The 25,505-nt window shown below is 65.1% G+C and carries 22 protein-coding genes; 14 read left to right on the top strand and 8 right to left on the bottom strand.

Annotation, left to right across the window (positions count from 1 at the left end):
* Window positions 1-61 precede the first annotated feature (61 nt).
* From ACFFDA_RS05475 to ACFFDA_RS05450, 6 genes are all read left to right on the top strand, one after another.
* Window positions 62-1,438, top strand: coding sequence for a short-chain fatty acyl-CoA regulator family protein (locus ACFFDA_RS05475; protein ID WP_404476747.1), 1,377 nt, complete (start codon window positions 62-64; stop codon window positions 1,436-1,438).
* A gap of 161 nt (window positions 1,439-1,599) precedes the next feature.
* Window positions 1,600-2,994 carry an MFS transporter gene (locus ACFFDA_RS05470; RefSeq protein WP_404476746.1) on the top strand — a complete coding sequence of 465 codons (1,395 nt, stop codon included), beginning with the start codon at window positions 1,600-1,602 and terminating at the stop codon, window positions 2,992-2,994.
* A gap of 25 nt (window positions 2,995-3,019) precedes the next feature.
* Complete coding sequence (locus ACFFDA_RS05465) at window positions 3,020-3,289, top strand: hypothetical protein (RefSeq protein WP_404476744.1); 270 nt, start codon at window positions 3,020-3,022, stop codon at window positions 3,287-3,289.
* A complete protein-coding gene (locus tag ACFFDA_RS05460; protein WP_404476742.1) occupies window positions 3,286-4,407 on the top strand; it encodes a class I SAM-dependent methyltransferase in 1,122 nt (373 codons plus the stop codon). Before ACFFDA_RS05465 ends, ACFFDA_RS05460 begins: the two co-directional genes overlap by 4 nt.
* Window positions 4,404-5,276 (top strand): alpha/beta fold hydrolase, encoded by an 873-nt coding sequence (locus tag ACFFDA_RS05455; protein WP_404476740.1) that lies wholly within the window; start codon window positions 4,404-4,406, stop codon window positions 5,274-5,276. Before ACFFDA_RS05460 ends, ACFFDA_RS05455 begins: the two co-directional genes overlap by 4 nt.
* A 152-nt stretch (window positions 5,277-5,428) precedes the next feature.
* Window positions 5,429-6,727 carry a M24 family metallopeptidase gene (locus ACFFDA_RS05450; RefSeq protein ID WP_404476739.1) on the top strand — a complete coding sequence of 433 codons (1,299 nt, stop codon included), beginning with the start codon at window positions 5,429-5,431 and terminating at the stop codon, window positions 6,725-6,727.
* A gap of 113 nt (window positions 6,728-6,840) precedes the next feature.
* On the opposite strand, the gene ACFFDA_RS05445 is transcribed toward ACFFDA_RS05450, so the two are convergent.
* Window positions 6,841-7,617, bottom strand: a complete 777-nt coding sequence (locus ACFFDA_RS05445; protein WP_404476737.1) for an alpha/beta fold hydrolase — start codon at window positions 7,615-7,617, stop codon at window positions 6,841-6,843.
* A 228-nt stretch (window positions 7,618-7,845) separates the two neighbouring features.
* Here ACFFDA_RS05445 and ACFFDA_RS05440 point away from each other — a divergent pair, with 228 nt between their 5' ends.
* Both ACFFDA_RS05440 and ACFFDA_RS05435 read left to right on the top strand, forming a co-directional pair.
* Window positions 7,846-8,139, top strand: coding sequence for a DUF1330 domain-containing protein (locus ACFFDA_RS05440; RefSeq protein WP_404476735.1), 294 nt, complete (start codon window positions 7,846-7,848; stop codon window positions 8,137-8,139).
* Window positions 8,140-8,174: 35 nt separating this feature from the next.
* Window positions 8,175-9,377, top strand: a complete 1,203-nt coding sequence (locus tag ACFFDA_RS05435; RefSeq protein ID WP_404476733.1) for an FAD-dependent oxidoreductase — start codon at window positions 8,175-8,177, stop codon at window positions 9,375-9,377.
* A 19-nt stretch (window positions 9,378-9,396) separates the two neighbouring features.
* Here the strand turns inward: ACFFDA_RS05435 and ACFFDA_RS05430 are convergent, their stop codons facing one another.
* Window positions 9,397-10,203: a helix-turn-helix domain-containing protein gene (locus ACFFDA_RS05430; RefSeq protein WP_404476731.1), complete on the bottom strand. Its 807-nt coding sequence runs from the start codon at window positions 10,201-10,203 to the stop codon at window positions 9,397-9,399.
* A gap of 240 nt (window positions 10,204-10,443) precedes the next feature.
* Between ACFFDA_RS05430 and ACFFDA_RS05425 the strand changes: the two genes are divergently transcribed.
* From ACFFDA_RS05425 to ACFFDA_RS05415, 3 genes are all read left to right on the top strand, one after another.
* Entirely contained in the window at window positions 10,444-11,862 is a 1,419-nt protein-coding gene (locus ACFFDA_RS05425) for an MFS transporter (protein WP_404476730.1), read from the top strand.
* 176 nt (window positions 11,863-12,038) lie between these two features.
* Window positions 12,039-14,387 (top strand): TonB-dependent receptor, encoded by a 2,349-nt coding sequence (locus ACFFDA_RS05420; RefSeq protein WP_404476729.1) that lies wholly within the window; start codon window positions 12,039-12,041, stop codon window positions 14,385-14,387.
* A 57-nt stretch (window positions 14,388-14,444) separates the two neighbouring features.
* On the top strand, window positions 14,445-15,524 hold the full coding sequence (locus ACFFDA_RS05415; RefSeq protein WP_404476727.1) for an alpha/beta hydrolase fold domain-containing protein: 1,080 nt from the start codon (window positions 14,445-14,447) through the stop codon (window positions 15,522-15,524).
* A 131-nt stretch (window positions 15,525-15,655) separates the two neighbouring features.
* Here ACFFDA_RS05415 and rpoD read toward each other — a convergent pair whose 3' ends face one another.
* The 3 genes from rpoD to ACFFDA_RS05400 form a co-directional block, all read right to left on the bottom strand.
* Window positions 15,656-17,695, bottom strand: a complete 2,040-nt coding sequence (gene rpoD, locus ACFFDA_RS05410) for an RNA polymerase sigma factor RpoD (protein WP_404476725.1) — start codon at window positions 17,693-17,695, stop codon at window positions 15,656-15,658.
* A 260-nt stretch (window positions 17,696-17,955) separates the two neighbouring features.
* Complete coding sequence (locus tag ACFFDA_RS05405) at window positions 17,956-18,132, bottom strand: hypothetical protein (RefSeq protein ID WP_404476723.1); 177 nt, start codon at window positions 18,130-18,132, stop codon at window positions 17,956-17,958.
* A 68-nt stretch (window positions 18,133-18,200) separates the two neighbouring features.
* On the bottom strand, window positions 18,201-19,718 hold the full coding sequence (locus ACFFDA_RS05400; RefSeq protein ID WP_404476721.1) for a UxaA family hydrolase: 1,518 nt from the start codon (window positions 19,716-19,718) through the stop codon (window positions 18,201-18,203).
* Between the two features lie 78 nt (window positions 19,719-19,796).
* On the opposite strand from ACFFDA_RS05400, the gene uxaC reads away from it, so the two are divergent.
* The 3 genes from uxaC to ACFFDA_RS05385 all read left to right on the top strand — a co-directional run bounded on the left by uxaC (window position 19,797) and on the right by ACFFDA_RS05385 (window position 23,356).
* Window positions 19,797-21,239, top strand: coding sequence for a glucuronate isomerase (gene uxaC, locus ACFFDA_RS05395; protein WP_404476720.1), 1,443 nt, complete (start codon window positions 19,797-19,799; stop codon window positions 21,237-21,239).
* A complete protein-coding gene (locus ACFFDA_RS05390; RefSeq protein WP_404476717.1) occupies window positions 21,236-22,660 on the top strand; it encodes a mannitol dehydrogenase family protein in 1,425 nt (474 codons plus the stop codon). Before uxaC ends, ACFFDA_RS05390 begins: the two co-directional genes overlap by 4 nt.
* Before the next feature lie 516 nt (window positions 22,661-23,176).
* Complete coding sequence (locus ACFFDA_RS05385; protein ID WP_404476716.1) at window positions 23,177-23,356, top strand: hypothetical protein; 180 nt, start codon at window positions 23,177-23,179, stop codon at window positions 23,354-23,356.
* Between the two features lie 53 nt (window positions 23,357-23,409).
* Here ACFFDA_RS05385 and ACFFDA_RS05380 read toward each other — a convergent pair whose 3' ends face one another.
* Genes ACFFDA_RS05380 through ACFFDA_RS05370 form a run of 3 tightly spaced genes read right to left on the bottom strand, consistent with a single transcriptional unit; the run spans window position 23,410 to window position 25,465 of the window.
* Window positions 23,410-24,243, bottom strand: a complete 834-nt coding sequence (locus tag ACFFDA_RS05380; RefSeq protein ID WP_404476714.1) for a glycosyltransferase family 2 protein — start codon at window positions 24,241-24,243, stop codon at window positions 23,410-23,412.
* 8 nt (window positions 24,244-24,251) lie between these two features.
* The gene (locus tag ACFFDA_RS05375; RefSeq protein WP_404476712.1) at window positions 24,252-24,839 is read right to left on the bottom strand and encodes an SAM-dependent methyltransferase; all 588 of its coding nucleotides are present in this window, start codon (window positions 24,837-24,839) and stop codon (window positions 24,252-24,254) included.
* Window positions 24,836-25,465, bottom strand: a complete 630-nt coding sequence (locus tag ACFFDA_RS05370) for a PIG-L deacetylase family protein (protein WP_404476710.1) — start codon at window positions 25,463-25,465, stop codon at window positions 24,836-24,838. Before ACFFDA_RS05370 ends, ACFFDA_RS05375 begins: the two co-directional genes overlap by 4 nt.
* Window positions 25,466-25,505 lie beyond the last annotated feature (40 nt).

The raw sequence follows: 25,505 nt of genomic DNA, 5'->3' as shown, positions 1-25,505 counted from the left end.
CCGTGAATTTGCAAAGTAGGCTCGCCAGATGGCACAACATCGCATATTTGCAGGCTCACACTTGCGTGCCTTGAGAGCCGCGCGCGCCATGCGCCAGGCGGATCTCGCCGCGGCGCTGGACATCAGCGCCTCCTACCTGTCGCAACTGGAAAACGACGACCGCCCGCTGACTTCGGCGCTCATAGACCGATTGCGCACGACTTTCCCGGTCGAGTGGCAGGACATGCCTGCCGATTCGACGGTGGACCTGCTCAGGGCATTCGAAGGAGCCCTGGCATCGTCCCCCAACCAGGCGGAGCATTCGACCGCGCAGGCTCGCCGGATCGTCGAGCAGTTTCCCGAGTTCGCCAGGCAATTCGTCACCCTCAACGAAAATCACCAGGCAAACCTCAAGCGCCTAGAAATGGTGGACGAGGCGCTGGGCTCTGACAACAGTGCGGGCGGGCGGCTGCCATGGGAAGAGGTCCGGGACTGGTTCCAGAACACCAACAACTACGTCGATGGACTCGATCGGGCGGCGGAGCTTTTTTCGGAGGTGATCTCCGAAGGGACCAGCACGCCTTCGGTAGCGCAATTGATCGCCTGGCTCGATCAGCGCGATATCGTGATCCGTTTCACCCTCAGCGGGCCGGTGCGGCAATTCGACGCACAAGCGAAGACGCTGACGATCAACACCGCGAAAGTCCACGACAGCCTGAGATTCCATCTGTCCTGCCACATCGCGAGCACGGCGTTCCAGGACGAGATGTCGATGATCGTGCAGAGCGCGGTACTGCGGTCCGGCACCGCACGGCATCTCCTGCAGATCGGTCTGGTGAACTACATGGCCGGGGCCATCATGATGCCCTACGGAAAGTTCAGGGAAGCCGCGCGCAAGGTGCGCCACGATGTCGACCAGCTGCGCTACCTGTTCGCAGCGACATTCGAGCAGGTCTGCCATCGCCTGTCGACCCTGCAGCGCCCCGGCGCACGCGGGACGCCGATGTTCTTCTGCCGGGTGGACATGGCGGGCAACATAACCAAGCGGCATTCGGCGACGCGCCTGCGCTTCGCGCGGTTCGGCGGGGCCTGTCCGCTATGGGTGGTGCACGAGGCGGTCGCGGTTCCCGATCGCATCCACGTCCAGCTTGCGGAACTGCCCGATGGCGTGCGCTACGTCTCGATAGCCAAGGGGCTGGTCAAGCAAACGGGCAGCTACGCGCGCACGCCCCGGCGCTATGCGGTGGCGTTGGGCTGCGAAGCCGACTTCGCCAGCGACTTCGTCTATTCCGACCAGCTCAACCTCGCCAGCCGCACATCCTCGACGCTCATCGGTGAATCCTGCCGGATCTGCACGCGCGACGATTGCGACCAGCGCGCCTATCCCCCCAGCGACAAGGAGATCGCGGTCGACGTCACCGAACGCGATATCGTACCTTACCGCATTCTGGCGGATTGAGCGCAGCAGCCCGGCCGCATTCCCCAAAGTGGTGCATAGTCTGACGTATCACGATCGAAACTATGGCCGGCACGATCACGCTCGAGGCCATTCTTGTCGCCTGGCGGATAACGGACGTCTGTAAGATGGCATACCCGATCTGGCCGCAACATCCAGTTTCCATGCGATCAGGTTCAGGCCCACACTCGACCACCCGCGGCGGGGCCGAAAAGCTGCCGCTCGGGCTTTGCCTCGGGTTCGGAGTGGGATCGTTCGGGATCGCCATCCTGCTCAACACCGTCACGACCTTCTTCCCCGTCCTGATGACCACCGTGCTAGGGCAGTCGGCGGCGGTCGCGGGGTTGTTGCTCACGTTTTCCAAGCTCTACGACGTGCTGGCCGACGTCGTCATCGGCGTCGCCAGCGACCGGACCCGGTCGCGCTGGGGCCGCCGCCGGCCCTACTTGCTGGCGGGGGCGATCGTCTCGGCGCTGTCGTTCGTGATGATCTTCCTGCCGCCGAAGCTGGGTGAGGGCTTCCTGATCCCGTACATCGCACTCGCCCTGGTCATCTATTCGACCGGCTATTCGCTGTTCGCCGTGCCCTACATCGCGATGGCGGGCGAGATGACCGACGGCTTCCACGAACGCACGCGGCTGCTCTCGTTTCGCACCTTCTTCATCTCGGTCGGGCAACTTGTGGGCGCGGCGGGCATGGCGGCGATCGTCGAGTGGGCCGGCGGCGGTGCCGGGGGTTACGCCTGGATGGGGGCGGCGGCGGCCTCGATCATCTTCACGACGATGCTGCTATCCTTCCTCGGCACGGCACGCGCCCGGCAGGGCCGCGGCATGACGCAGGCGCCCCGGCGCGGCGCACCGCGCGCGCCCATCGCCACCCTGCTGAGCAACCGGCCGTTCGTGCTGCTGATGTCGGCCAAGATCGTCCAGTATTTCGCGATCTCGATCTTCACGACGACCAAGCTGCTGTTCATGCTCAACGTTCTGGGCATCGGCTATGCGGGCCTCATCAACCTGACCCTGGTGCAGAACGTGGTGGGCATGGCGTCCGTCCCGCTGTGGACCTGGGCCGGGCGGCGTTTCGGCAAGCGCCGCGCCTATCTCGCCGCGATCCTTACGCTATGCGTGATGTACGTGAGCTGGAGCTTCACCGGGCCAGGCGTGTCCATGTTGCAGGTGTGGCTGCGCGGTGGCCTCAACGGCGTCGCGGCCACCGGCGTGATCCTGCTCAGCATCTCGATGCTCCCCGACATCATGGAATTCGACCGTCGCCGCACCGGCCTTCACCGCGAAGGCGTGTTCTCCAGTATCTATGCCTTCGTCGAAAAGCTCGCCTATGCCGTGGGTCCCGGCCTGATGGGCATCCTGCTCGCCGCGGCCGGGTTCGTCGCGACCACCGGCGGCAAGACGGTGGTGCAATCGCAAGGCGCGATCATGGCGCTCTATGCCGGCATGTCGGCGATCCCGGCGGCATTGGCGCTGGTCAGCTTCACAATCATGCTATTCTACCGGCTCGACGAGATCACGCTGAAGGCAACTGCCGATCTTTCCACGCAATGAGGACCGCATGACGAAACGCCCGTCGGTGAGACGCAGACTGCCCGTTCCCGGCCAATCCCCCGGCGATGAACGGCTGCTGGCCATGGTCGCCGCGCTGACCGCCGAACTGGCGGTGACGCGCGAGCGGCTCGATACCGTCGAGCGGCTCGCCGAGGCCGCCGGCCTGTTCGGCCCCGCCGAGGTCGAGCGCTTCGCCGCCGATGCCGAGCAGGGCGCCGCGCGCGACGCGATCCGCCAGACCATCATCGCCCACGTCTTCGCCCCCCTCAAGGCCGATACGGAGCAGCAACCGTGACCACCGATACGCACCCGATGCTGCCGACCGCCAGCCACGACGAAGCCGCTGCGCAACTGTTCGTGCGCGATCTCAAGACTTTCCTCTCTGCCGAGATCGAGCCGGGCCTGCGCGCCCGTGCGGATCGCGCCGATCCGGGCCCGTCGAGCAACGCGCGGGTGGAGACCGTCTACGAGCGCCTGCACAAGGACGAGGCCTTTCGCGCCTGGGCCAGTCTGCGCCGCACGTCGCAGGAGATGCTGTGGGCGCGCGTAGGCGAATCCGTCGATCGCCAGGCCGCCACCCTGGAGGCGCGTGCGGCGGCCGCAGCGCCCCTGGGGTCGCTGACGCTGGCGTCGGATTTCGTCCAGCCGGACTATCTCGCCGATGCCGAAGTGCACATCATGCCGGGCGGCTATTTCCACGACGAAGGCTCGGTGCTCCAGGGCGCGCTGATGGATCGCGGCGGCGCGGTTTACATGCTGGGCCGCAACGGCGGGTTCCTCAACGACGGACGCGGCAAGACGCTGCTGGCGCACCTCTATGCGCTCTATCCCGACCTCGAGCCGGCACGCATCCTCGAACTGGGCTGCGGCGTGGGGGCCAGCATCGTGCCGATCGCCACGGCCTTCCCGCAAGCGCAGACCTACGGCGTCGACGTGGGCGCATCGATGCTGCGCTATGCGCTGGCGCGGGCGCGCCATCTCGGCGCCGCTGTCCACTTCGTCCAAGACGATGCCGAAGGAACCCGCTTCGAGGACGAGAGCTTCGACCTCGTGTTCAGTTGCGCGCTGCTGCACGAGACCTCGCCGGATGGGATCGAGGCGGTTGTGCGGGAATCGCGGCGCCTGCTGCGTCCCGGCGGTGTCGTGATCCATCTCGAAGTCCCGCAGCGCTACGAGGAGTTGGACCTGTGGGGTCGTATCCGCGGCGAAATCGAGGCGGACTACAACAACGAGCCGAACTGGAAGGTCGCGATCAGCACCGACTATCGCGCGGCGTTCGAACGCGCCGGCTTCGCCGACGTCGCGGTCGGCTACCAGGATGCCACCCGCGCCCCCGCCCCGGGCCAAGGCGGTTTCGGACCGGAATCCAAGGGCGTGTTCCGCTCCTGGTTCGTGGCTTCGGCCCGCAAATGAGCGCAGCCTTCATCGACCCGGTCGACCGGGCTTTCGTGCGCATCGAGGAAGGGCAGGTCCATCTTCGCCGCTGCGACGGGGCGAAGGCGGTGCGCCCGCTGGTGATGGTGCATGCCTCGCCCGGGTCGTCGCGGGGGTTGGCCCCCCTGATGCGCGAAATGACGGCGCTTGACGGCGCCCCGACGCTGATCGCCCCCGATACCCTGGGCAACGGAGATTCGGTGGCGCCGACGGTGGCCGAACCTGACATCGCCTGGTTCGCCAGGTCGCTGGTCCGGGTGCTCGACGCGCTGGGGCTGGACAAGGTCGACCTCTACGGCACCCACACCGGTGCGCGAACCGTTTGCGAGATGGCCGCCGCCTTCCCCGATCGTGTCGGCCGTGTCGTTTTCGACGGCATCGGTGACTACACGCCCGAGATGCGTGACCTGCTGGTCGATCGCTACGCCCCGGAAATGGCACCCGACGACTACGGCACCCAGTTCGTCTGGGCATTCCATTTCGTGCGCGACCAGGCCCTGCACTTCCCGCATTTCCTGCGCGACCCGGCACACCGGCTGACTGCCCGCCCGGTGCCCGAGGCAGCGGATCTCCATACGGCAGTGGTCGACGTGCTCAAGGGACTGGGCTCCTACCACAAGCCCTATCGCGCCGCGTTCCGATACGAGGCTGGCAAGCGGCTGGGTGACATCGCCGCGCCGGTGCTGTTCGTCGGCGCCGAGAACGAGTTGCCCAGCCTGCGCGCCGCGACCGAAGGCCTGTGCGCCTTGTGCCGCGACGGCCGGGTGGTTCCGGTGAGCGGCGATCCCCGGCACAAGGCCCGCGCCATCCTCGACTTCCTGCAGGCGGGAACGAGCGACGCGGATTGAAGCTTTCGTTGCGGGCAGGACCGGTGGAAGACGAAACTGTCCACGCCGTTTTCTCGACCTGCGGAGAGCGCGAAAGCGATGCGCGGGGCTGACCGGCTTTTTGCGATAGCACGGCGGCAGAGCCCCCCCGATTTGAATACGAAGGACGATAGATGCTTTTGAACAGAGCGCGCGCGATCGAAGTGATGGACCGGCATGGGCTTGACGGCCTGGTGGCCGCGTTCAAGGAGAACATCTATTACCTCAGCGACTATTGGGGACCGATGTTCCTGATGTCGCGCAACTACACGCTCTATGCGTTTCTTCCGCGCGATCCGGAGCTTCCCGCCGCCCTCATTATGCCGGGCACGGGCGTCTACCACCTCGAGCACGTGCCGACATGGATGCCGCACGTGTCGACTTACGTGACCCGGATCACGCCCGGCGCGCCGATCCCTCCGCGAGACTTTGAGTTCACCACCGAGGAGATCGACGAAGGCGACCGGATCGTCACGCCGCAGAACGCGCAAGGCCAACGCCTCACGCCCTATCCCATCCGCGAGGGCGCCCCGATGGCCGCGCGCGACGAGCAGTTGCTGGCGCGCTACGCCATGCACAGCAGCAACGTGCACGAAGTCACCGCGACGCGGGCGCTCAAGGCGGCGATCGAGGCAACCGGCCTGGGCAAGGGTCGCATCGGCTTCGACGATCCGCGCGTGCTGGGCTGGCTCAATGCCTGCGGCCTGCCGGACCTCACGGGCGTCGATGCGCTGAACATCTTCAAGGAAATCCGCATGGTGAAGAGCCCTGCGGAAATCGAACTGCTGCGCACCGCAGGCCGGATGAGCGAGAACGCCATCAACGCGGTCATCGCCGCGATCGAGCCGGGCATGCCGCTCGACGACATCGGACGCATCCATGCGATGTCGATGATCGAGCAAGGCGGCAAATCCGAATGGATCATCGCCAATGTGCGCGGCCTGGCCACCGGCAATGTCGAGGCGGGCGAGCTGATGAAGCTCGATTCCGTGGGCAGCTACAAGGAGTATCGCGGCGACGTCGGGCGCACCGTCATCTGCGGCGAGCCGACCCGGGAGATGGTCGATCGCAACAAGGCCGTCACTCGCGCCCTGCAGATCGCCTACGAGAACATCCGGCCGGGCAAGACCTTCAAGGAGATCGTCGACCTGACGCTCAAAGCCGTCCACGACGAGGGCTTCCCCGGCTTCGTGATCGCCGGCCCGCACTCGGTCGGGCTGGAGCACACCGACCACCCGGTTTCGGTCGGCGCGCAGATGCCCGGCCACCACGAGCTGCGGTTCCTGGAAAACATGGTCTTCACTCTCGACATGCCCTACCACGAGTTCGGCTGGGGTACCTCGCACGTCGAGGACATGATGCTGGTCACCAAGGATGGCTGCGAAGCACTGACCTCGATGGACACCTCGTTGCGGGTCAAGCCGCTCCGCTGAGATAAAATCCGGTTTGGGCTCAGGCCCTTGCATGGGATTAGGTCATTGCGACCCCGGTGAAGGCCGGGTCGCAATGAAGGTTCACCGCAAAATCATCCTGCGCAGAGGGCGGATCAGGCCGCTTCGGCAAGGAACGCGTGGATCGCCACAGCTTCGTCCGCGGTGTCCACCACCCGCGCATCGGCCATGGTCGCCGCCAGTTGCGGGGCGGCCAAGGCGATGTGCGATGGCAGCGAAGGCAGTCGCACGAACAGCGAAGGTGCCGTGACGAGGCCGATCCTGTCGGCGGTCGGATAGGCGAACGCGGCGCGATAGGGCTTGTGATAGCTGTCGATGTTCTTGAGGACGTCGAGCGCGGCCATGTGCAGCGCCTGTGCATCGGGGACGGCGCGGTTCGTCAGGCGATGCTCCGGGTCGCGCAGGAAATAGGGCGCGTGAAGCGACTGGTCGCGCACGAAGTTGAAGGCCCAGATGAACTGGCGTCCGTAGTCGTCGGGATCGATGGCCGGGGCGTAGGCTTCCAGGCGCCTGGCGCGCGTCGCCGAATCGAAATCGCTGATCCCCTGGAACACCACGCGCCCGACCCGGTCGGGGCAGGTCGCTGCCAGTTCGCAGGCGATCCTAGCCCCGGTGTGCGATCCGTAGAGGTCGGCGCGCTCGAGCCCCAGCACGTCCATGGTCCGGCGCACCGCGTCGGCGAAATAGCCGATGTCCGGCACGTCCGGCACCGGCGGCGCGGAATCGCCGTTGCCCAGGGTATCGAGCGCGAACATGTCGGCCCTGCTGCCCGCCGCGCGCAGGCCCTGCAGCAATGGCACCAGACCGCGCGAACTGTTGGGTGATGGATGGAACAGCAGCAGCGGCGGACCGTCGCCGCGAATCCGTCGCATGTGCACGGCACCTTCCGCGATGGATACAAAGTGGCGTTCGATCATCCTGGAAAACTCACTCGTCCGTTTCAGCTGGCATGCCGCACCTGCACAGTGCTGCAGGCACGGATCGCCGGGCCATCGCCGCTGCCAACATTTGTCGACAGTCGGATAGACGAAATCGATCCCGGCGCGGCGTCGGACAGATAGTGCCAAACATGGTGCGTCAACGGAATAAAGGGGCAGGTCATGTCGGCCTATATCGTGGCGACCGTGAGGGTCGCCGACGCCGAAAAATTCGCAGCCTACGGCAAGGGCATCGCAGGGCTTTCCGAGCAATTCGGGGGCGAATCGATCGTGAAGGGGCCGGTCGCCGAGTGGCTGGAGGGCGATCCAAGCCCCGGCGAGCGGGTCGTCGTCAGTCGCTATCCCGATGCGGATGCCGCGCGCGCCTACATCGCGAGCGCTCAGTACCAGGCCGCGGCCGCGCTGCGCGCCGGTGCGGGCGAGGTGATCATGCGCCTGCTCGTCGATCCGGCCTGAGCGAACCCCATTCCACCACCCCAGGATTCAAGATCATGATGAAGAAAACCCGCGTCCTCGTCGCGGGCGCCGGCCCGGTTGGCGCCGTTGCCGCCTATCGCCTCGCGCAGATGGGCATCGATGTCATCCTCATCGAACCCAACACCCATTGCCCCGACGACATGCGGGCATCGACGATGCATCCGCCGACGCTCGACATGCTCGAGGAGCTTGGCGTGCTCGACGACCTGGTGGCGGTCGGCCTGAAGGCGCCGGTCTACCAGTATCGCAATCGCAAGACCGACAACGTCATCAGCCTCGACATGACCGAGATCGGCGACGTGGTGCGCCATCCGTTCCGCCTGCAGTGCGAGCAGTTCAAGCTGGCGCGCCTGTTGACCGGCCTGCTGGCGACGCACCCCCATGCACAGGTCCTCTTCAACCACCGCCTGTTGTCCTACGAGCAGGATGCCAAGGGCGTGACGTGCAAGGTCGAAGGGCCGCTGGCGATCGAGACGATCGCGTGCGACTATCTTATCGGAGCCGATGGCGCGAGTTCGACCGTGCGCAAGCTGACCGGCATCGAATTCGAGGGCTTCACCTACCCCGAGCGCTTCCTGACGCTGTCGACCGACTACCCGGTCGAGGATCACCACCCCGGCCTCGCCAACGTCAGCTACATGTCGGACGAGGCGGAATGGTGCGTGCTGCTGCGCGTGCCCGGCCTGTGGCGCGTGCTGGTGCCCTCGCACGAGCAGGAAAGCGATGCCAGCCTGTTGTCGGACGCCAAGAAGACCTCCGTGTTCAAAGGCCTGGTCCCCGACGGCGAGAGCGTCAAGACCCACCACCGCACCTTGTACCGCGTCCACCAGCGCGTGGCGGCCAGCTTCCGCAAGGGCCGTGTCCTGCTGGCGGGCGACGCGGCGCATCTCAACAATCCGCTGGGCGGCTTCGGCATGAACTCGGGCATCCACGATGCCTGGAACCTGACCGGCAAGCTGCGCGACATCCTGCTCGACGGTGGCGACGCCGATGCCCTGCTCGACCGCTACGATCGCCAGCGTCGCACCATCTCGCGCGAATTCGTCCAGGCGCAGACCATCCGCAACAAGGCGGCGATGGAAGCCGATCCCGGCGCGGGCAAGAGCGCGCAGGAAAGGCACATGGAGAAGCTTGTGGCGGACGCAACGCTGCGTCACGAATACATGATGCAGCAGGCGATGGTGCGCTCGCTCGAGCGTGAGGGCGAAATCCTCTGAGGTCAGGGCGCCGGTGTCGTCACTCCGACGATGCCGGCGCCGGCCCTTGCGACCCGCTCATGTCCTCGCCGATCGCGAGGGCAGCGGCCTTTAGCGGTTCGAGGCACTGCTTGAGCGCGTCCGCCATTTCAACCGCGGCGGCGAAGAAAGCGAGCGTCAGGGTTCCCGCGACATGGCCGTCGACGATGATCGGCACCGCGATCGACGAGGTCTTTCCGGGATTGCGGGTGAAGGTGTTGTAGACGCGCGTGGCATAGCCCTGCTCGATGATCTTGGCCGCCAACGCTTCCTTCTCGAACAAGTCGATGGTGTGGTTGGTCACCTGGTCGGGCATCAGCCGCAATGCGTCGAGCAGGCCCTGCCGTTCGTCTTCCGGAAGGAACGACAGGTAAGCGAGGCCGGCGGCGCATTCGAGGATCGGCACCCCGTAGCCGGGATAATAGGCATTGAACGTCAGCGTCGTCAGCGAATGGGTGGAGTCGCGGATAATCATCGAATGGCCGACATGGCTGGCGAGCGAAATCGGCCAGCCGAGCTGACGGGTCAGCGCCACGATATGGGGCCGCGAATGCCCGACGAGTTCCGCGTGGCCTTGAAAGCCGTGCGCCAGCGTTTGGACCAGGGCCGTCGGCCGGTAATTCTTGCGCGAAGGCTCGCGCTCCACCAGCCCTTCGTGAACGAGCGTCTGGACCAGGCGGACGGCCGTCGGGTAAGGGACGTTGGAGGTGCGCGCAATCTCCATCATCGAAATGGTGCCGCCCCGGTTGATGGCTTGCAACACGGCAAGACCTCGCGCGAGCGACCGTATCGGTACGCCTTTTTCCATGGCGGGATGATGGCAGAGACTTGTCGGGAATTGCAACGGCAAGTTATCCGACAGGCGAGTAGAAATGGCCTGGATATCCGAATCTGTCCGCAGGGCCTGGCCGCCCTGCTGCTATCGTGCCGGATAATCAGGGTTTCATTATCCGCCAGGTGACAATGTGATATATACGACGGGCGTTTATCGGGTGCCCATGCTTGTGTCGACATTCCCCCAAATCAGCGGCTGCGTGTGAACCCGTCCATGACTCAACCCAATCCACCCGCCCTGCCCGCCGACACCGAGTACGACACGAAGACCGCTGCGCCCCTTTCGCTAAAGCTCTATCTGGGCTGGAGCCTGGGGACGCTCGGACTGACCAGTTTCATGGTCGGCAGCTACCTGCTGCTGCGCTTCATGACGGACTACATGGCAGTGCCGCCGGCGATCGCCGGCCTCGTATTCGCGCTCGCCAAGATCTACGACGGCATCGCCGATCCGATCTTCGGCTCGATCAGCGACCGCACGCAATCGCGCTGGGGCCGCCGCCGGCCCTATCTGTTCGCCGGCGCCTTCGCTTGCGGGTTGAGCTTCATGCTCGCCTTCAACGCGCCGATCATCACCAACCAGGCCGGCGCGGTGGTCCTGCTCGCCGGACTGCTGGTCCTCCACGCCACATCCTACGCCATCTTCGCGGTGCCCTACATGGCAATGCCGGCGGAAATGACCGACCAGCCGCACGAACGCTCCAAGCTGATGTCGTTCCGCGTGGTCAACGGATCGCTGGGCAATCTGGTGGGCGGCTGGGCGACGGCGACGCTGATCGCGCTGTTCGGCGGTGGACTGGTGGGGCACCGGGCGATGGGCATCATCGTCGGCCTGGCGATCTTCGCGGTGCTGATGGCATGCTGCTGGCTGACGCGCGACGCGCGGCTGCGCGTCCACGATCCGCGCACCCACATTCCCTATCGCCAGCAGATGCGCAGCGCCTTGCGCAACCGCCCCTTCGTCATCCTTCAGGGTGCCAAGCTGATGCTGCTGACGGCCGCCGCACTGCACACCGCCTCGGCCGCCTACTTCGTGCAGCGCCGCCTCGAGATGTCGGACGCCTGGCTGGGCACCATCTACGGGACCCTGACGATCGGCACGGTGGTCGCCCAACCGTTCTGGCTGGCCATGGCCCGCAAGTACGGCAAGCGCGCGACCTACACCTTCGGCGGCCTGTTCACCGCGATCATCTGGCTCGCCTGGCTGCCGCTGGGGCCGGGGACCGCCGGATGGCTGGTGATCGTCGTGGGCCTCGCCGCGGGGCTCGGCAACGGCGGGATCGTGATGGTCAGCCAGTCGATGCTGCCCGACACGATCGAGTACCAGTATCTCAGCACCGGACAGCGGATCGAAGGCAGCTTCGCCGGCCTCTACATCATGGTCGAAAAGCTCGGCCAGGCAGCCGGCGCCTCGCTGGTGGGCCTCTTCCTGGGCCTGTTCGGCTACGTCGAGGCGCATGGCGGCGCCGCGGTCGTCCAGCCCCGGAGCGCGATTACCGGGATAACCCTGTGCTATTCCGTCTTCTCGACGGCTTTCCTGCTCATCAGCGTGGCCGTCATGCGCTTTTATCCGCTGGACGAGAGAACGATGAGCTTGCGAGGCGTAGGCCGCGACAGTTTACCGACAGTCGGATAACTAGCCAGAAATTTGTATGGGAAACCATACTGGAGGGGCACTCTTTCCATGTGGCTGTACAGGTAAATGCCAACGGCCAAGCAATAATTGCTAAGACAAGCCCTGAGCAGGACAGGGCCTCAGAATTATGAGGGCTAGAAATGAGAAATTCTCGTAGAATCAAAAATGCCGTCGCCATGTTGCTTGCCGGCGTTGTTCTTCCGGCCGATGCTTACGCTCAGGATGCACAGTCTAGCGAGAATTCAGGCGTCGGCGATATCGTCGTTACCGCGCGCAAGTCGAACGAAACGCTGACTGACGTGCCGATCGCGATTACGGCCCTCACCAGCGAGGCGCTCGAAGCGCGCGGAATCACCGACGTCGCCGACCTCGCCGCATTCACGCCCGGCTTCCGCTTCCAGAACCAGTCGGTCGGCCGCAATGACCGTGGCTTCAAGCAGTACAACATGCGCGGCCTCGTGCCGAACAACGCCTCGTCGGTCCGCCAGAACGTCACCATCTTCGTCGACGGCGCCCCGGTCGGCGGTGGCAACGTCGCCGGCATCGGCGACGTCGAGCGCGTCGAGGTCGTCAAGGGCCCGCAGAGCGCATTCTTCGGTCGCGGCACGTTCGCCGGCGCCGTCAACTTCATCACGCGTGAACCCAGCTACGACTGGAAGGGCACCGTCAGCGCACAGTACGAGCGCTTCAACAGCTCGGACCTGAACGCCAGCATCGAAGGCGCCATCATTCCCGACAAGCTGGCCTTCCGCATCAGCGGCCGTGCCTACCACACCGATGGCCAGTATCATGATTCGACCTACAGCGACACGCGCCTGGGCCGCCGCAACACCAAGTCGATCAGCCTGAGCCTGCTTGCGCAGCCGACCGACAACCTCAAGATTCGTTTCTTCGGCGTCTACTGGAACGACAGCGACGGCCTCCCCGCCAACGCCCGCTACGGCCAGAGCGACTACAACTGCAACGCAGGGGCAGGGATCGGCGGCGCCGACAACTACATCTGTGGCAAGCTCGGCGGAATCCCGATGGCGTCGGCCACCTGGGCGCAGTACATCGAGCCGACCGCCTACGCGGCGCTGCAGAACGGCACCCTGCTGCACAAGAAGGGCTTCATGGACCATCTCGGCCTGGAGCGAGACGCCAAGCAGTTCCGCCTCTCGGCCGACTGGGACGTGGCGGGCCTCACCGTCAGCGCGATCGGCGCCTACAGCGACAACAACTGGGGCTTCCTGCAGACGCAGTTCGGTTCCGACCTGCGGTCGATCCCGAACACCAGCGCGACCGCCGCAAACGGCCGTCTCGACTATGTCTATTCGCTTACCGAGGGTAACACCAAGGACGAGGACAAGTACGTCGAACTGCGCGTGGCGACCGACCAGTCGGCTCCGTTCAAGCTGCTCGGCGGCGTGAACTACCAGAACCTCGCCTACACGAACATGACCACCGCCTACGGCACCACCGGCTACGTCGTGGCGACCCCGATCGGCATCAGCGAGGCGAACACCTACAGCATCTTCGGTTCGGCCAGCTACGACATCACCGACCAGCTCTCGGTCTCGGCAGAAGGGCGCTATCAGATCGACAAGCAATCGCAGACCACGGTCTCGACCACGACTTCGAGCCTGAAGCACACTTTCAAGGCTTTCACCCCGCGCTTCATCGTCCAGTACAAGCCTGACGACCGTTCTTCGGTCTATGCCTCGTACTCGCGCGGCAACCGCGCCGGAGCCTTCAACAGCGTCTACTACGCGCAGAGCGATTTCGTGAAGGCGCAGATCGACGCCGCCTCGCCGGTCCAGGGCGTCATCCCCGAAGAGAAGCTGTGGATGGCCGAAGTCGGCTACAAGGCGCAGCTCTTCGACAACCGCGTGCGCCTCCTCGCTGCCGCCTATTACGGCAAGTGGACCGATCGCGGTATCCCGAGCACGATCCCAGTCTATACCACCCTGGCTGCCCAGGCGACCGGCGTGACCGACGGTTCGGTGGTCATCACCGCCCCCGGCGGCAAGGTGAAGGTCCAGGGCATCGAGCTGGAAACGGCGTTCAAGGCGACCGACAACCTGCTGCTCGAAGGCACGTTCAACATCGCCGACACGAAGATCCTGAACACCTACAGCTCGGACGCCTTCGCCCTCACCGGCAACGGCACGCCTTATGGCACGCAGCTGCCGTTCTACCCGAAGATGACCGGCACGGCCTCGGCCACCTATACCCGCCAGATCGGCATCTTCGACGCCTACCTGCGTGGCGACATGATCTACACGGGCAAGCAGTACGAAACGGAAGCCAACCTCGCCTACACGGCACCGGCGGCAACCGTGAACGTGCGCCTGGGTGCAAGCTGGGATGGCAAGCGCGTCGAACTCTTCGCGACCAACATCCTCAACAACAAGACCCCGACCAGCCTGGCGCGCACCACGTACGCGACCTACACCGCGGCCGGCGTCGGCACGACCCGCAACGCGATCACGGTCTCGCTGCCGGATCGTCCGAGCTACGGGATCAAGGTCAGCTCGACCTTCTGATCGATCGAAGGGCCGGAGCATCGCTCCGGCCCTTTTTTCTTCGTGCCGGAGACGCATATGACCTTGCTGAAGCACCTCGCGCGCGTCGTGCTCCTTATCCTGGCCGGAGCCGCCATCGGCGGCGTGGCCCAGGCCGAGCCCACCACGGTCGACTACGCACTGACCCCGCGGCCGCCCGAAACCTATCCGCCGCTGACCTTTACGCTCGAAGGCGGAGTGCGCGGCATCGCCGACCTGACGTATGCAACCCAGTACGGCTACCGCCCGCTGCGCCTCGACCTTTACCTTCCGCCCAAGGACCGCCCGGTTCCCAAGACCGGCCGCCCGGTCATCGTTTACGTCCACGGCGGCGGCTGGGTGATCGGCAACAAGCGCCAGGCCGACTTCCACGGCCATTTCCTGCAGACCATGGCGGCCCTCGCGCGCCGGGGCTACGTCGTTGCCTCGATCGAGCATCGCCTGCGCGAGGAAGCACCCTTCCCGGCCGCGACCCAGGATGCCAAGTCGGCAATCATGTGGCTGCGCAAGAATGCCGCCACCTACGACATCGACGCCAACCGCTTCGCCATCTGGGGCGGATCGTCGGGTGGCAACATCACCGGCAACGTCGCCGTGAGCTGCGGCGTCAAGGCGCTCGACCCGGTATTCACGGCCTATGTCCCCAAGGGCGCCACACCCCCGCAGAATCCCTTGGCAGGCTATTCGAATTGCGTACAGGCAGCCGTCGCCTGGTACGGCGTGTTCGACTTCAACACCCTCAAGGCGCAAGCCATTCCCGGCGGCGATGCCAATTTCGACGAACCGACCTCGGCCGCGTCCCGCTATCTTGGCTGCGCCGTCCAGGAATGTCCGGCAGACAAGCTCGCGCTCGCCAATTCCCATGCGCTCGTCGACGCCAAGGACCCGCCCATGCTTCTGATCCACGGCACCGGGGACACCAACATCCCGTTCGGGCAGTCGGTCGAGATGGACAAGGCCCTGCGCGAGGCCGGCGTCTCCTCGAAACTGGTCCTGATCCCGAACTCCCTGCACGGCTTCCGCGCCGCCAGCGACGCCCAGGCCGGCCTCGACATGCAACAGGCGCTGGCCGAGACGTTCGCCTTCTTCGACCGGACCATCGGCCGCGGCGGACGCTGAAGGGCCCTGCCCGGATCAACCCGGACGCATTCCCCATCTCGACATCATCGCGCCGGCACCCCCACTAACGTTCAAGATTGCCCGGGACCACCGCAGCGTTCCAGTGGCCGGTGGCCGGCGGCCAAGCCTGGCTAATCCAGGAAAGCACGCATCGCCCGCGACCGGCTCGGATGCTTCAGCTTCCTCAACGCTTTCGCCTCGATCTGGCGGATGCGTTCGCGGGTAACCGAGAACTGCTGGCCGACTTCCTCCAGCGTATGATCGGTGTTCATGCCGATGCCGAAGCGCATGCGAAGGACACGCTCCTCGCGCGGGGTCAGCGAGGACAGGGTCCGAGTGATCATTTCCTTGAGGTTCGACTGGATCGCTGCCTCTACCGGCATGACGGCATTGGCATCCTGGATGAAATCGCCCAGGTGGCTGTCTTCCTCGTCGCCGATCGGCGTGTCGAGTGAGATCGGCTCCTTGGCGATCTTCAAGACCCGCTTCACCTTTTCGAGCGGCATCGACAGGCTCTCCGCCATCTCCTCGGGCGTGGGCTCGCGGCCATGGTCATGGAGGAAACGGCGGTTGGTGCGGACCAGCTTGTTGATCGTCTCGATCATGTGGACCGGGATGCGGATCGTGCGGGCCTGGTCGGCGATCGAGCGGGTGATCGCCTGCCTGATCCACCAGGTGGCGTAGGTCGAGAACTTGTAGCCGCGGCGGTACTCGAACTTGTCGACCGCCTTCATCAGGCCGATGTTGCCTTCCTGGATGAGATCCAGGAACTGCAGGCCACGGTTGGTGTACTTCTTGGCGATCGAGATCACCAGGCGCAGGTTGGCCTCGACCATTTCCTTCTTGGCGATGCGCGCCTCGCGCTCCGCCTTCTGGACCATGTTCACGATGCGGCGGAACTCGGGCAGCGCCATGCCGGCGGCGGCGGCGATGTCGGAGACTTCCACGCGGATACGCTCGGCGGGTCCGGCCTCATTCTCCGCAAAGGCAGCCCACTTCTTATCGATCTTCGCGACTTCGGCCAGCCAGGTATCGTCCAGTTCACGCCCGACGTAGCTTTCCAGGAAGTCGGCGCGCTTGACCTTGTGCCGCTCGGCAAGGCGCAGCATCTGGCCGCCCAGCGTGGTGAGGCGACGGTTGAAGGCGTAGAGGTTGTCGACCAGGTATTCGATCTTGGTCGCGTGGAACTTGACCGATTCGACTTGCGCGGTGAGGTCCTCGCGCAACTGCTGGTACTGGTCTTCCTTGGCGACCGGGAAATCGATGCCCAGCGCCAGCGCGTCGAGGCGCTCGGACTGGAGGCCCTCGAAAGTCTGGAACAGTCCGGTAATCAGAAAGAACTTATCGAGTGCCTCCGGCGTCAGCGCGGCTTCCAACTGCGCGATGCTGATGGTGCTGTCTTCCTCCTCTTCCTCCGCTTCGCGCTTGGGAAGCGGGTTGCCGTCCTCGTCGACCTCGTCGCCGGCATCCTCCTCGACGTCGTCCTCTTCCTTGAACGAAGGACCGGCGGTCTTCTCGCTGATCTCGCCAGCTTCGCCTTCGCCGTCCTCGTTGAGGGCTTCGGGGGCGGGTTCCTTCGAGAGCATGGCATCGAGATCGAGAATCTCGCGAAGCTGCATCTCGCCGGCGTTGAGCGCTTCGGACCACTGGATGATGGCATGGAAGGTGAGCGGGCTTTCGCACAGGCCCTGGATCATCATGTCCCGGCCAGCTTCGATACGCTTCGAAATGGCGGCTTCGCCCTCGCGGCTGAGCATTTCGACCATGCCCATCTCGCGCAGGTAAATTCGCACCGGGTCGTCAGTACGGCCCAGGCTTTCCGCATTTTTGCTCTCGGTCGCTCGAAGGGGAGAAACGTCACCGTCGGCGTCCGCCTCGGGCTCCATGTCGCGGTCTTCTTCTTCGGCCTGCGAGCCGGTATCCCGATCCGCGTCGTCGCCTTCATCGCCTTCTTCGTCGTTTTCGATGATCTTGATGCCCATCTCCGACATCGCGGACATGATGTCCTCAATCTGATCGGTGGTCATCTGGTCCTGCGGCAAAGCAGCGTTCAGCTCGCTGACGGTCACGACGCCCCGGCGCTTTGCGCGTGCGATGAACTGGGCAACCGAGCCCTTGCTTACCTCGATCAGCGGTTCGTCGCCGTCCACACCATGTCCTGTCTTGCTCATACGTCCGTCAATCTCATGTGCCCTTTCCACGACGGATGCACCGCCAGGGAAAGACTTGGGTCAATGGGGCCCATGCCTGACAAGTCTTCCGGGTTCCAGCGATCTCTCGCCCCGCCTTGATACCGGCGGCTCCCGCTTTCCGAATGTGCAGGGTCCGGCCTGACCCGAGCAAGCCGTAGATCGACGGTTCCTACACCACCCCGCGGGACACGACCAAAATATCGGATGGAGACCGGCCACTCTCGCTTGTCTCCAAAGCCCTATCGTTTGCGACGGAGGCACATGGCGGCATAAGTCACGTCCGCGTCAGCGAGGCGCGGGTGTTCGGCGGGGCGGCGGTAGACCGCCAGCCACGCGATCAACCATACGACGCTGATGACGCCTGTGACGACGAAGGCCGCGCGCCAGCCGTAGTTGACCGCGATGAACTGCACCAACAGCGAACTGTCCCCGTTCCTGCGCCCCATCCGTTGCGGGCCGGTCCTTGCCCATCGCGGGGCATTCCCTAAAGTGTGACTCCCCGCTTCCAGATGCCGATCGCGCGTTCGTCGTTGGCTTCGTTGCGCGCGGGCTCACCGCTGGCGATGGCGAGAATGCGGTCGAGCAGCAGGTCCGCCGCGCCCTGCATCCCGCGCTCCAGCACCAGTCCCGCGTCGAAATCGATCCAGCCCGGCTTGCGCTGCGCCAGAGCATGGTTCGAGGCGATCTTGACGGTCGGAACCGGGCTGCCCAGCGGCGTCCCGCGTCCGGTCGAAAACAGCGTGATCGTCGCCCCCGCCGCTGCCAGCGCGGTGGTCGAAACGGCGTCGTTGCCCGGCGCTTCGAGCACCGTCAGGCCGCCGGCGGACCTCTCGTCCGAAAGCCGCTCGCCATAGCCGATCACGTCGCGTACCAGCGCAAGGCCGCCCTTCTGCACCGCCCCGAGCGACTTTTCCTCCAGCGTGGTGATGCCCCCGGCGATATTGCCCGGACTGGGGTTCTCCGAAACCGGCTCGCCATGGTCGATGAAGTAGCGCTTGAAGCCGTTCACCAGCGCCGAGAGCCTGTCGAACACCTCCTCGCTGGTGGCGCGTTCCAGCAGGAGGTTTTCGGCGCCGAAGACCTCCGGAATCTCGGTCAGGATCGCGGCGCCGCCGGCGTCGGTCACCGCATCGGCCATCAGGCCGATGAGGGGATTGGCAGTCAGCCCGCTCATCGCGTCCGAACCGCCACACTTCACGCCGAGGCGCAGTTTCGCGAGCGGCACCTCTTCCCGCCTGTCCCGCGCCATGACCGCAAGCAGGTCGCCGATCAGCGCCTCGCCAGCGGCGAACTCGTCGCCTTCGGACTGGGCGCGCAGGACTCGCAAGCGATCGCGGCGGTCTCCCGGAATACGCTTGAGCAGTTCGTCGAGCTGGTTCGATTCGCAACCCAGGCCGAGCAGCAGCACTCCGCCAGCATTGGGGTTAAGCGCCAGCGAGGCGATCACCGCCGCCGTGCCTTCGAGGTCCGCGCCCAGCTGCGAGCAGCCGAACGGATGGTTGAAGGCATGCACGCCGTCGACACCCTCATCGATCATCCCGTCCCCCTTGGCCGCCAGCCTTTCCCCCAAGCGCCCGACGCACCCGACAGTGGGCAGTATCCAAAGCTCGTTACGTGTGCCCACGCTGCCGTCGGGCCTGACGTAGCCACGAAATGTCCGGGGCGTTGCCACCACTTTGTTCGCACCGACGCTGGCTCCCGCGAAAGCATAAGACTTCTCGCCTGCCAAAGCTGTGCGCACGTTATGCGTATGGACATGCTCGCCCACCGCGATATCGCGCCTGGCGAGGCCGATCGCCGCGCGATAGCGGCGCACCGGCGCACCCTGCGCGACCGGCTGGACCGCGAACTTGTGCCCCTGCGCGATCGCGTCGCGCAAGGTGATCGTGCGATCACCGACACGGACCTCCTCGCCGGCAAAGAAGGGTCGCAAAGCGACCGCGACGTCGTCCTCCAAGGCAATCCTCATGGCATCGACAGGGGTCGGGAGCGTTTCAGACATGGCCCGGCGATACAGCATTGCCAGCGCTGGCACAACTCGGTAATCGAATGGCGACAACACTCTGCGGAGTCTTTTTGCGTGCGCGATCTTTCGCTCCATCCCGACCGGCTGCTGCCTGCAGAGCCAACGACCCGTGCCATCGCGCGCGAGCTTTACGCCCAAGTCGCAGGGCTCCCCATCATCAGCCCCCACGGCCACACCGACCCGGAGTGGTTCGCCGGCAATGCGCCTTGGACGAACGCGACCGAACTGCTCCTTGCCCCCGATCACTACCTGTTTCGCATGCTCTATTCGCAGGGCGTCGATCTCGATGCCCTTGCGGTGCCGCGTAAAGGCGGGGCCCTGCCGGCGACCGATCCGCGCGTGGCATGGCGGCTATTCGCAAAGAACTGGAAACTGTTTCGCGGCACGCCGTCGAGCATCTGGCTGCCGCACGTCTTCACCGAAGTGTTCGGCATCTCCGTCGATCTCGACGAGGCCAGCGCCGATCACTATTACGACACCATCGCAGAAGCGCTGGCCACCCCCGCATTCCGGCCGCGCGCTCTGTTCGAGCGCTTCAACATCGAACTGCTCGCGACCACCGAAGGCGCAGGCGATGCGTTGCAGCATCACAAGACCATCCGCGCCTCGGGCTGGCAGGGCAAGGTCGTGACGACCTACCGCCCCGATTCGGTGATCGATCCCGAGCATGATTCCTTCGCGCGCGATCTCCGCCGCTTTGCCGAACTGTCTGGCGAGGACGTCGAAAGCTGGGACGGCTACCTCGCGGCACACCGCAAGCGCCGCGCCGATTTCCGCGCGATGGGTGCGACCGCGACCGACCATGGCTTCCTCACCGCGCGCACCGCGAATCTTTCGACGGCGCAATGCGAGACGCTGTTCGCCAAGGTCATGGGCGGCAAGGCCGATGCGCAGGACGCCGAGCTGTTCCGCGCGCAGATGCTCACCGAAATGGCGCGGATGAGCCTGGAGGACGGCATGACCATGCAGATCCACCCCGGCGCGACGCGCAACCACAACGCGCGCCTGTTCGACAGCCACGGCCGCGACAAGGGCGCCGATATCCCGCGCGCTACCGAATACGTCGAGGCGCTGCGCCCGATGCTCGACCTGTTCGGCAACGAGCCTAACCTCAAGGTAATCCTCTTCACGCTCGACGAGACAACGTATGCTCGCGAACTGGCGCCGCTGGCCGGGCACTATCCCTGCCTCAAGCTGGGCCCTGCCTGGTGGTTCCACGACAGCCCCGAAGGCATGCGCCGCTTCCGAGAGATGACGACGGAGACCGCCGGCTTCTACAACACCGTGGGCTTCAACGACGATACCCGCGCTTTCCTGTCTATCCCCGCACGCCATGACGTCGCCCGCCGGATCGACTGCGGCTTCCTTGCCCGCTTGGTTGCCGAGCACCGCATGGCGGACTGGGAAGCCGCGGAAATTGCCCAGGAACTGACCGTAGGTCTGGTCCGCAAGGCCTATGGCCTTCCCACCCCCTCGCGCGAGGTGGAACCGGCGTGACGCGGCTTTCGAACCAGTCGCTGCCCTCGTCCGCTGCCGCGCGCCCGCAATACGAACGCGGGGGCGTGCGCCCCGGCGTCGTCCATTTCGGGCCGGGCGCATTCCACCGCGCGCACCAGGCGGCCGCTTTCGACACGCTGCTGGCGCAAGACCTGCGTTGGGGCCTGACCGGGGTGAGCCTCAACTCGCGCGGGGTGGCTGAAGCGCTGGCGCCTCAGGACGGCCTCTATACTTTGGCCCTGCTCGATGCGCAGACCGAATATCGCGTGATCGGCGCGATCGGCAAAGTGCTGACGCGCGACGATCCCGGCCCGATCCTTGCGGCGCTGACCCATGCGGACACACGGATCGTCAGCTCGACCGTGACCGAGAAAGGCTATTGCCTCGACGCCAGCGGCGCTCTCGACTTCGCACATCCCGCCATCCGCAGCGACCTCGAAGCGGCCCGTTCGGCGGACTGGGTTCCGGGCTCGTTCACCGGCTGGCTGGTGCGCGGGCTGCAAGCACGGCGCCTCGCGGGCTTACCCGGCGTGACGGTGATGTGCTGCGACAACCTGACCGACAACGGCCGCAAGCTGGAGTCGGCTACGATGGCGCTGGCCGAGACGATCGATCCGGAAACCGCGCGCTGGATCGCCGACCAAGTGACGTTCCCCAACGCCATGGTGGATGCCATCACCCCCGCCACCGACGATGCACTGCGCGCACGTGTCGCTGCCGCGATCGGGCTGGAGGATGCATGGCCGATACAGCGCGAACGCTTCACCCAGTGGGTCGTCGAGGACCGCTTCGCCGGTGAACGCCCTGCCCTCGATGTGGCAGGCGTCACGTTCGCGAGCGACGTCCGGCCGTTCGAGGCCGCAAAGCTGCGCCTTCTCAACGGACCTCATTCGGCGCTCGCCTATATCGGCCTTGGCCGAGGGCTGGAAACGGTGGCGGAGGCGATGGCCGATCGTGAACTCGCGCGCTTCGTCGAACAGCTCATGCGCGAGGACATCGCACCGTCGATCACCGCGCCACCAGGCCTGGACCTGTCGGCCTATATCACCGACGTGCTGGCACGGTTCGCCAATCCGGCGATCCGGCACCTCCTTTCGCAGATCGCCTGGGACGGCTCGCAGAAGTTGCCTTACCGCCTCCTCGACACGACGCGCGAGGCACTGGCGGCGGGTCGACCGGTCGAGCGGCTGGCATTGCCGATCGCAGCCTGGCTGCGCTTCCTCCAGCGGGCCACCCGCGAAGGCCACGCGATCACCGACCCCCTCGCCGCCCCTCTGCTGGAGCGCGCCGGCGACTGGCGACGGATACTGGCGATGCGCGAAATCTTCGGGGAACTGGGCGAAGACGCCCGCTTCGTGCGCGCAGTCGAGGCGGGAATGGCGACGCTGAATGCGGGGCGGCTGGAACCCCTTCCCGCCTGAGGCTCAATCGGGTGCGGGCCCCGTGGATACGGCCGCGAGGACCTGCATCCCCACATCGAAGAGCGGCGTCTCACCGTTTGAGAATGGGCACCGCCCATTCTGCGGCACCGGCCCGCTCCCCCACCCGGCCACCCATCGGTATTATCCTGTGGGTGGTCGGGTGGGGGAGCAGGCCAGTGCCGCCTCAAAATGCACGCTCCCGCGCATGTTCGAACGGGCTCTCAGACCAGAACCAGTGTAATTCGCCCGCGCATTTGTCCATGCCGCTCGTGGATCGATGACGCATCGATATGCCTGCACTGTCATGCAGTTGGACCGGCAGCCTCGCATTTGCAAAGACACAAGCCGGGACGCGCAGCGTCAACTTATTACCTTTCATGTTCATCGAGCATGTTCAATCCAATTGCAGCAGTCATAATTCGCGTTTTGGTCATTAGTGAGCGGAACTGCGCAGGCCCTTCGTTCGCTTTACCCGATGTCACGATCCGCATTGGCGGACGTCAAAAGGAGACGATCATGAGCATCGAAGGCAAAGCCAAGGAAGCCGCCGGTTTCATCAAGGAAGAGTTGAACGAGCACGGCAAGTCGCCCGAAAGCCAGAAGAAGGCCGACGAGGGCCGCGCCCTTCGCAACGAAGGCCGTATCGAGGACGGAAAGCCGCCAAAGACCACCGAGCCCGGCACCGGCGCGAAGTAAAACGAATTACCCCCGCTTCGGCGGGGGTAATTGTTCCATGAGGGCAAGATTTCTCAAAATGCTCTGGATGTGAGGGCCAGTGCTATCTCGCGCGACGTGGGATATCGCACGACATCGAGCTGTTCATCGGTCCATCGGATCAGCCCTGCTGCTTCGAATGCCGCCAACCAGCCCCCCATCGGCCATTTGCCCCATTTCGCCCGAAACGCCTCCGCGTTTCGCAGAATATCTACAAAGTGCTGCAGCGGCGGATCGAACGTATCGTGATGCTGGTGGAATGCACCCGGCCCGCCCATGAACAACAACGGCAGTTTCGCCTCACGGGCCCGGAATCCAAAATCGGTGTCTTCCGCGCCGTAGCCGGTGAACGCTTCGTCGAACCCGCCGAGATCAAAGAAGACGTCACGCGATATTCCGAAGGTCAGCGACCAGAACAGCCCCGCATCCTCGACCCGCCGGGCTCCGCTGGCGGGGAACCGGCGAGCGGGATGACCCGTTGATCGCGCTAGCAGATCAGCTTCCTGCCAAGCCCCACGGGCGTCATCGGAGCCGAGATAGCGCACTTGTGCGCAAACCAACGCAGCTTGATCCTCCAACACCTGTATCATCGCCCCGATGAGGCCGCGCATGGGAATACAGTCGACATCGAGGAACAGCAGCAAGTCTCCAGCGGCGCTACTTGCTGCCAGATTGCGAGCGGCCGCCAGCGGCAACCCTCCCCCATCGAGGCGTACGATACGAGCGGGAAACGGCACCTCGGCGAGGTTTATCGGCGGATCGCTTCCCATGTCCACGGCGATGAATTCGCTCGGCATCACGTCGCTGCGCCGCAACCCTTCGAGCAGTTGCGCCAAATGCCCGGGGCGATCCTTGACGATCGTGAGCACGCTCAGGCTCACAGCAAGCGGCGCCAAAGATCGAGGCGGTATTCGGGATGCCGTTCTGCCGAGACGATCTCCATCCCGTCGCCGAGGGCAGCCCGCAATGTCTCCACCGCGCCATCACCGCTTTGCGGATAGTCGGTGTCGCCGGTCCAGTGGACGAGGATCACATCGCCCCCCTCCGCAAGATGAGTGCGCAGCCAGGCACCGGCCCGCCGGATGTCGCCATCGTCCCAGTAATACGCCACTTCCGACAGAACAACGAGGTCGAACGCACCTTCGGGCGCTTGCGAGGGAAAGATCATGTTGGCGAACGCGATCTTTTCGAACATGGAACATCGCGCCCGCGCCGCCCGGAGCGCAGTCGCGCTGACGTCGATCGCCAGAAGCCTGTCGCACAATGGCGCCAACCTGTGCGTCAGCACCCCTTTCGCACAGCCGATCTCGAAGGCGCTCGAATAGCGCCGTCCCCCCAGCGCCTCGATCGTGTGGGCGTATTTCGCTTGCTCGTAGGGGCTGCTTTCCAGATTCCACGGGTCGTCGGTGCCCTGGAACATCGTCTCGAAATACGCCGGACCGAGGCTGGTTTCATGGCGGGTCATGACTTTCTTTCGATGAACAGGATGTCGGACGCAGGCATGCGCTGCTTGTCCTTGGGGAGCCGGAAGCCGGGGCCATGGGATTGGGTCAACTGGCTGCGATGGGCGCGCAGGGCATGACGGCGTCTACCCACCGGCATCGGGCGCGTGCGAACAGCACGATATCGGCGCGCTGCCGGAACCGCTCCCCACACATAGTACTCGGCAACCGTCAGCCGGCGCGTCGCCCGTCCCTGCACGGCATAAGCGATTTGCGCCGCTGCGGCATGATCGCAATGTGGTTCATCCAGAGCCGTGACGGCGATCGCATCCACCTGAAGGCGCCGGCAAAGCGCTGCAACTCTCCCGACAGTTCGCGCGAACGCCGGGCTTTCAGCGGCTGCCGGAGCAGCGTCCTTCCATCCCAGATGCAGCGGCGGATTACGGCGGCTTCCCGTCAGCCTGAACAAGGCGGTCGCCGCTTCGCGCCGTCTCGCCGCGATCAGTCGCCCAGCGCCACCTGCCGGCAGGTCATGCGAGCCCGAACCGTCGGTCAGATAGACTAGGCCGGCGAGTTGCCCCGCCGCTGAGGCATGGGCGATCAGCGCGCCCGCTCCCAGCGTCTCATCGTCCGCATGGGGGGCGAGCACCAGCCAACTCAAGCGCCGCCAGGGCCTGTCGGATAACGAG

The sequence above is a fragment of the Novosphingobium sp. BL-52-GroH genome, from assembly GCF_044813085.1.
GTDB lineage: Bacteria > Pseudomonadota > Alphaproteobacteria > Sphingomonadales > Sphingomonadaceae > Novosphingobium.
The sequence above is the reverse complement of the archived record's forward strand: the minus strand, read 5'-3'. Positions and strand labels throughout refer to the sequence as shown.

Bases quoted from the DNA above. Each gene is read 5' to 3' on its own strand.
- ACFFDA_RS05470 (WP_404476746.1), top strand. From the start codon at position 1,600: ATGCGATCAGGTTCAGGCCCACACTCGACCACCCGCGGCGGGGCCGAA.
- ACFFDA_RS05455 (WP_404476740.1), top strand. From the start codon at position 4,404: ATGAGCGCAGCCTTCATCGACCCGGTCGACCGGGCTTTCGTGCGCATC.
- ACFFDA_RS05450 (WP_404476739.1), top strand. From the start codon at position 5,429: ATGCTTTTGAACAGAGCGCGCGCGATCGAAGTGATGGACCGGCATGGG.
- ACFFDA_RS05445 (WP_404476737.1), bottom strand. From the start codon at position 7,617: ATGCGACGGATTCGCGGCGACGGTCCGCCGCTGCTGCTGTTCCATCCA.
- ACFFDA_RS05440 (WP_404476735.1), top strand. From the start codon at position 7,846: ATGTCGGCCTATATCGTGGCGACCGTGAGGGTCGCCGACGCCGAAAAA.
- ACFFDA_RS05435 (WP_404476733.1), top strand. From the start codon at position 8,175: ATGATGAAGAAAACCCGCGTCCTCGTCGCGGGCGCCGGCCCGGTTGGC.
- ACFFDA_RS05430 (WP_404476731.1), bottom strand. From the start codon at position 10,203: ATGGAAAAAGGCGTACCGATACGGTCGCTCGCGCGAGGTCTTGCCGTG.
- ACFFDA_RS05425 (WP_404476730.1), top strand. From the start codon at position 10,444: ATGACTCAACCCAATCCACCCGCCCTGCCCGCCGACACCGAGTACGAC.
- ACFFDA_RS05420 (WP_404476729.1), top strand. From the start codon at position 12,039: ATGTTGCTTGCCGGCGTTGTTCTTCCGGCCGATGCTTACGCTCAGGAT.
- ACFFDA_RS05415 (WP_404476727.1), top strand. From the start codon at position 14,445: ATGACCTTGCTGAAGCACCTCGCGCGCGTCGTGCTCCTTATCCTGGCC.
- rpoD (WP_404476725.1), bottom strand. From the start codon at position 17,695: ATGAGCAAGACAGGACATGGTGTGGACGGCGACGAACCGCTGATCGAG.
- ACFFDA_RS05400 (WP_404476721.1), bottom strand. From the start codon at position 19,718: ATGTCTGAAACGCTCCCGACCCCTGTCGATGCCATGAGGATTGCCTTG.
- ACFFDA_RS05385 (WP_404476716.1), top strand. From the start codon at position 23,177: ATGAGCATCGAAGGCAAAGCCAAGGAAGCCGCCGGTTTCATCAAGGAA.
- ACFFDA_RS05375 (WP_404476712.1), bottom strand. From the start codon at position 24,839: ATGACCCGCCATGAAACCAGCCTCGGTCCGGCGTATTTCGAGACGATG.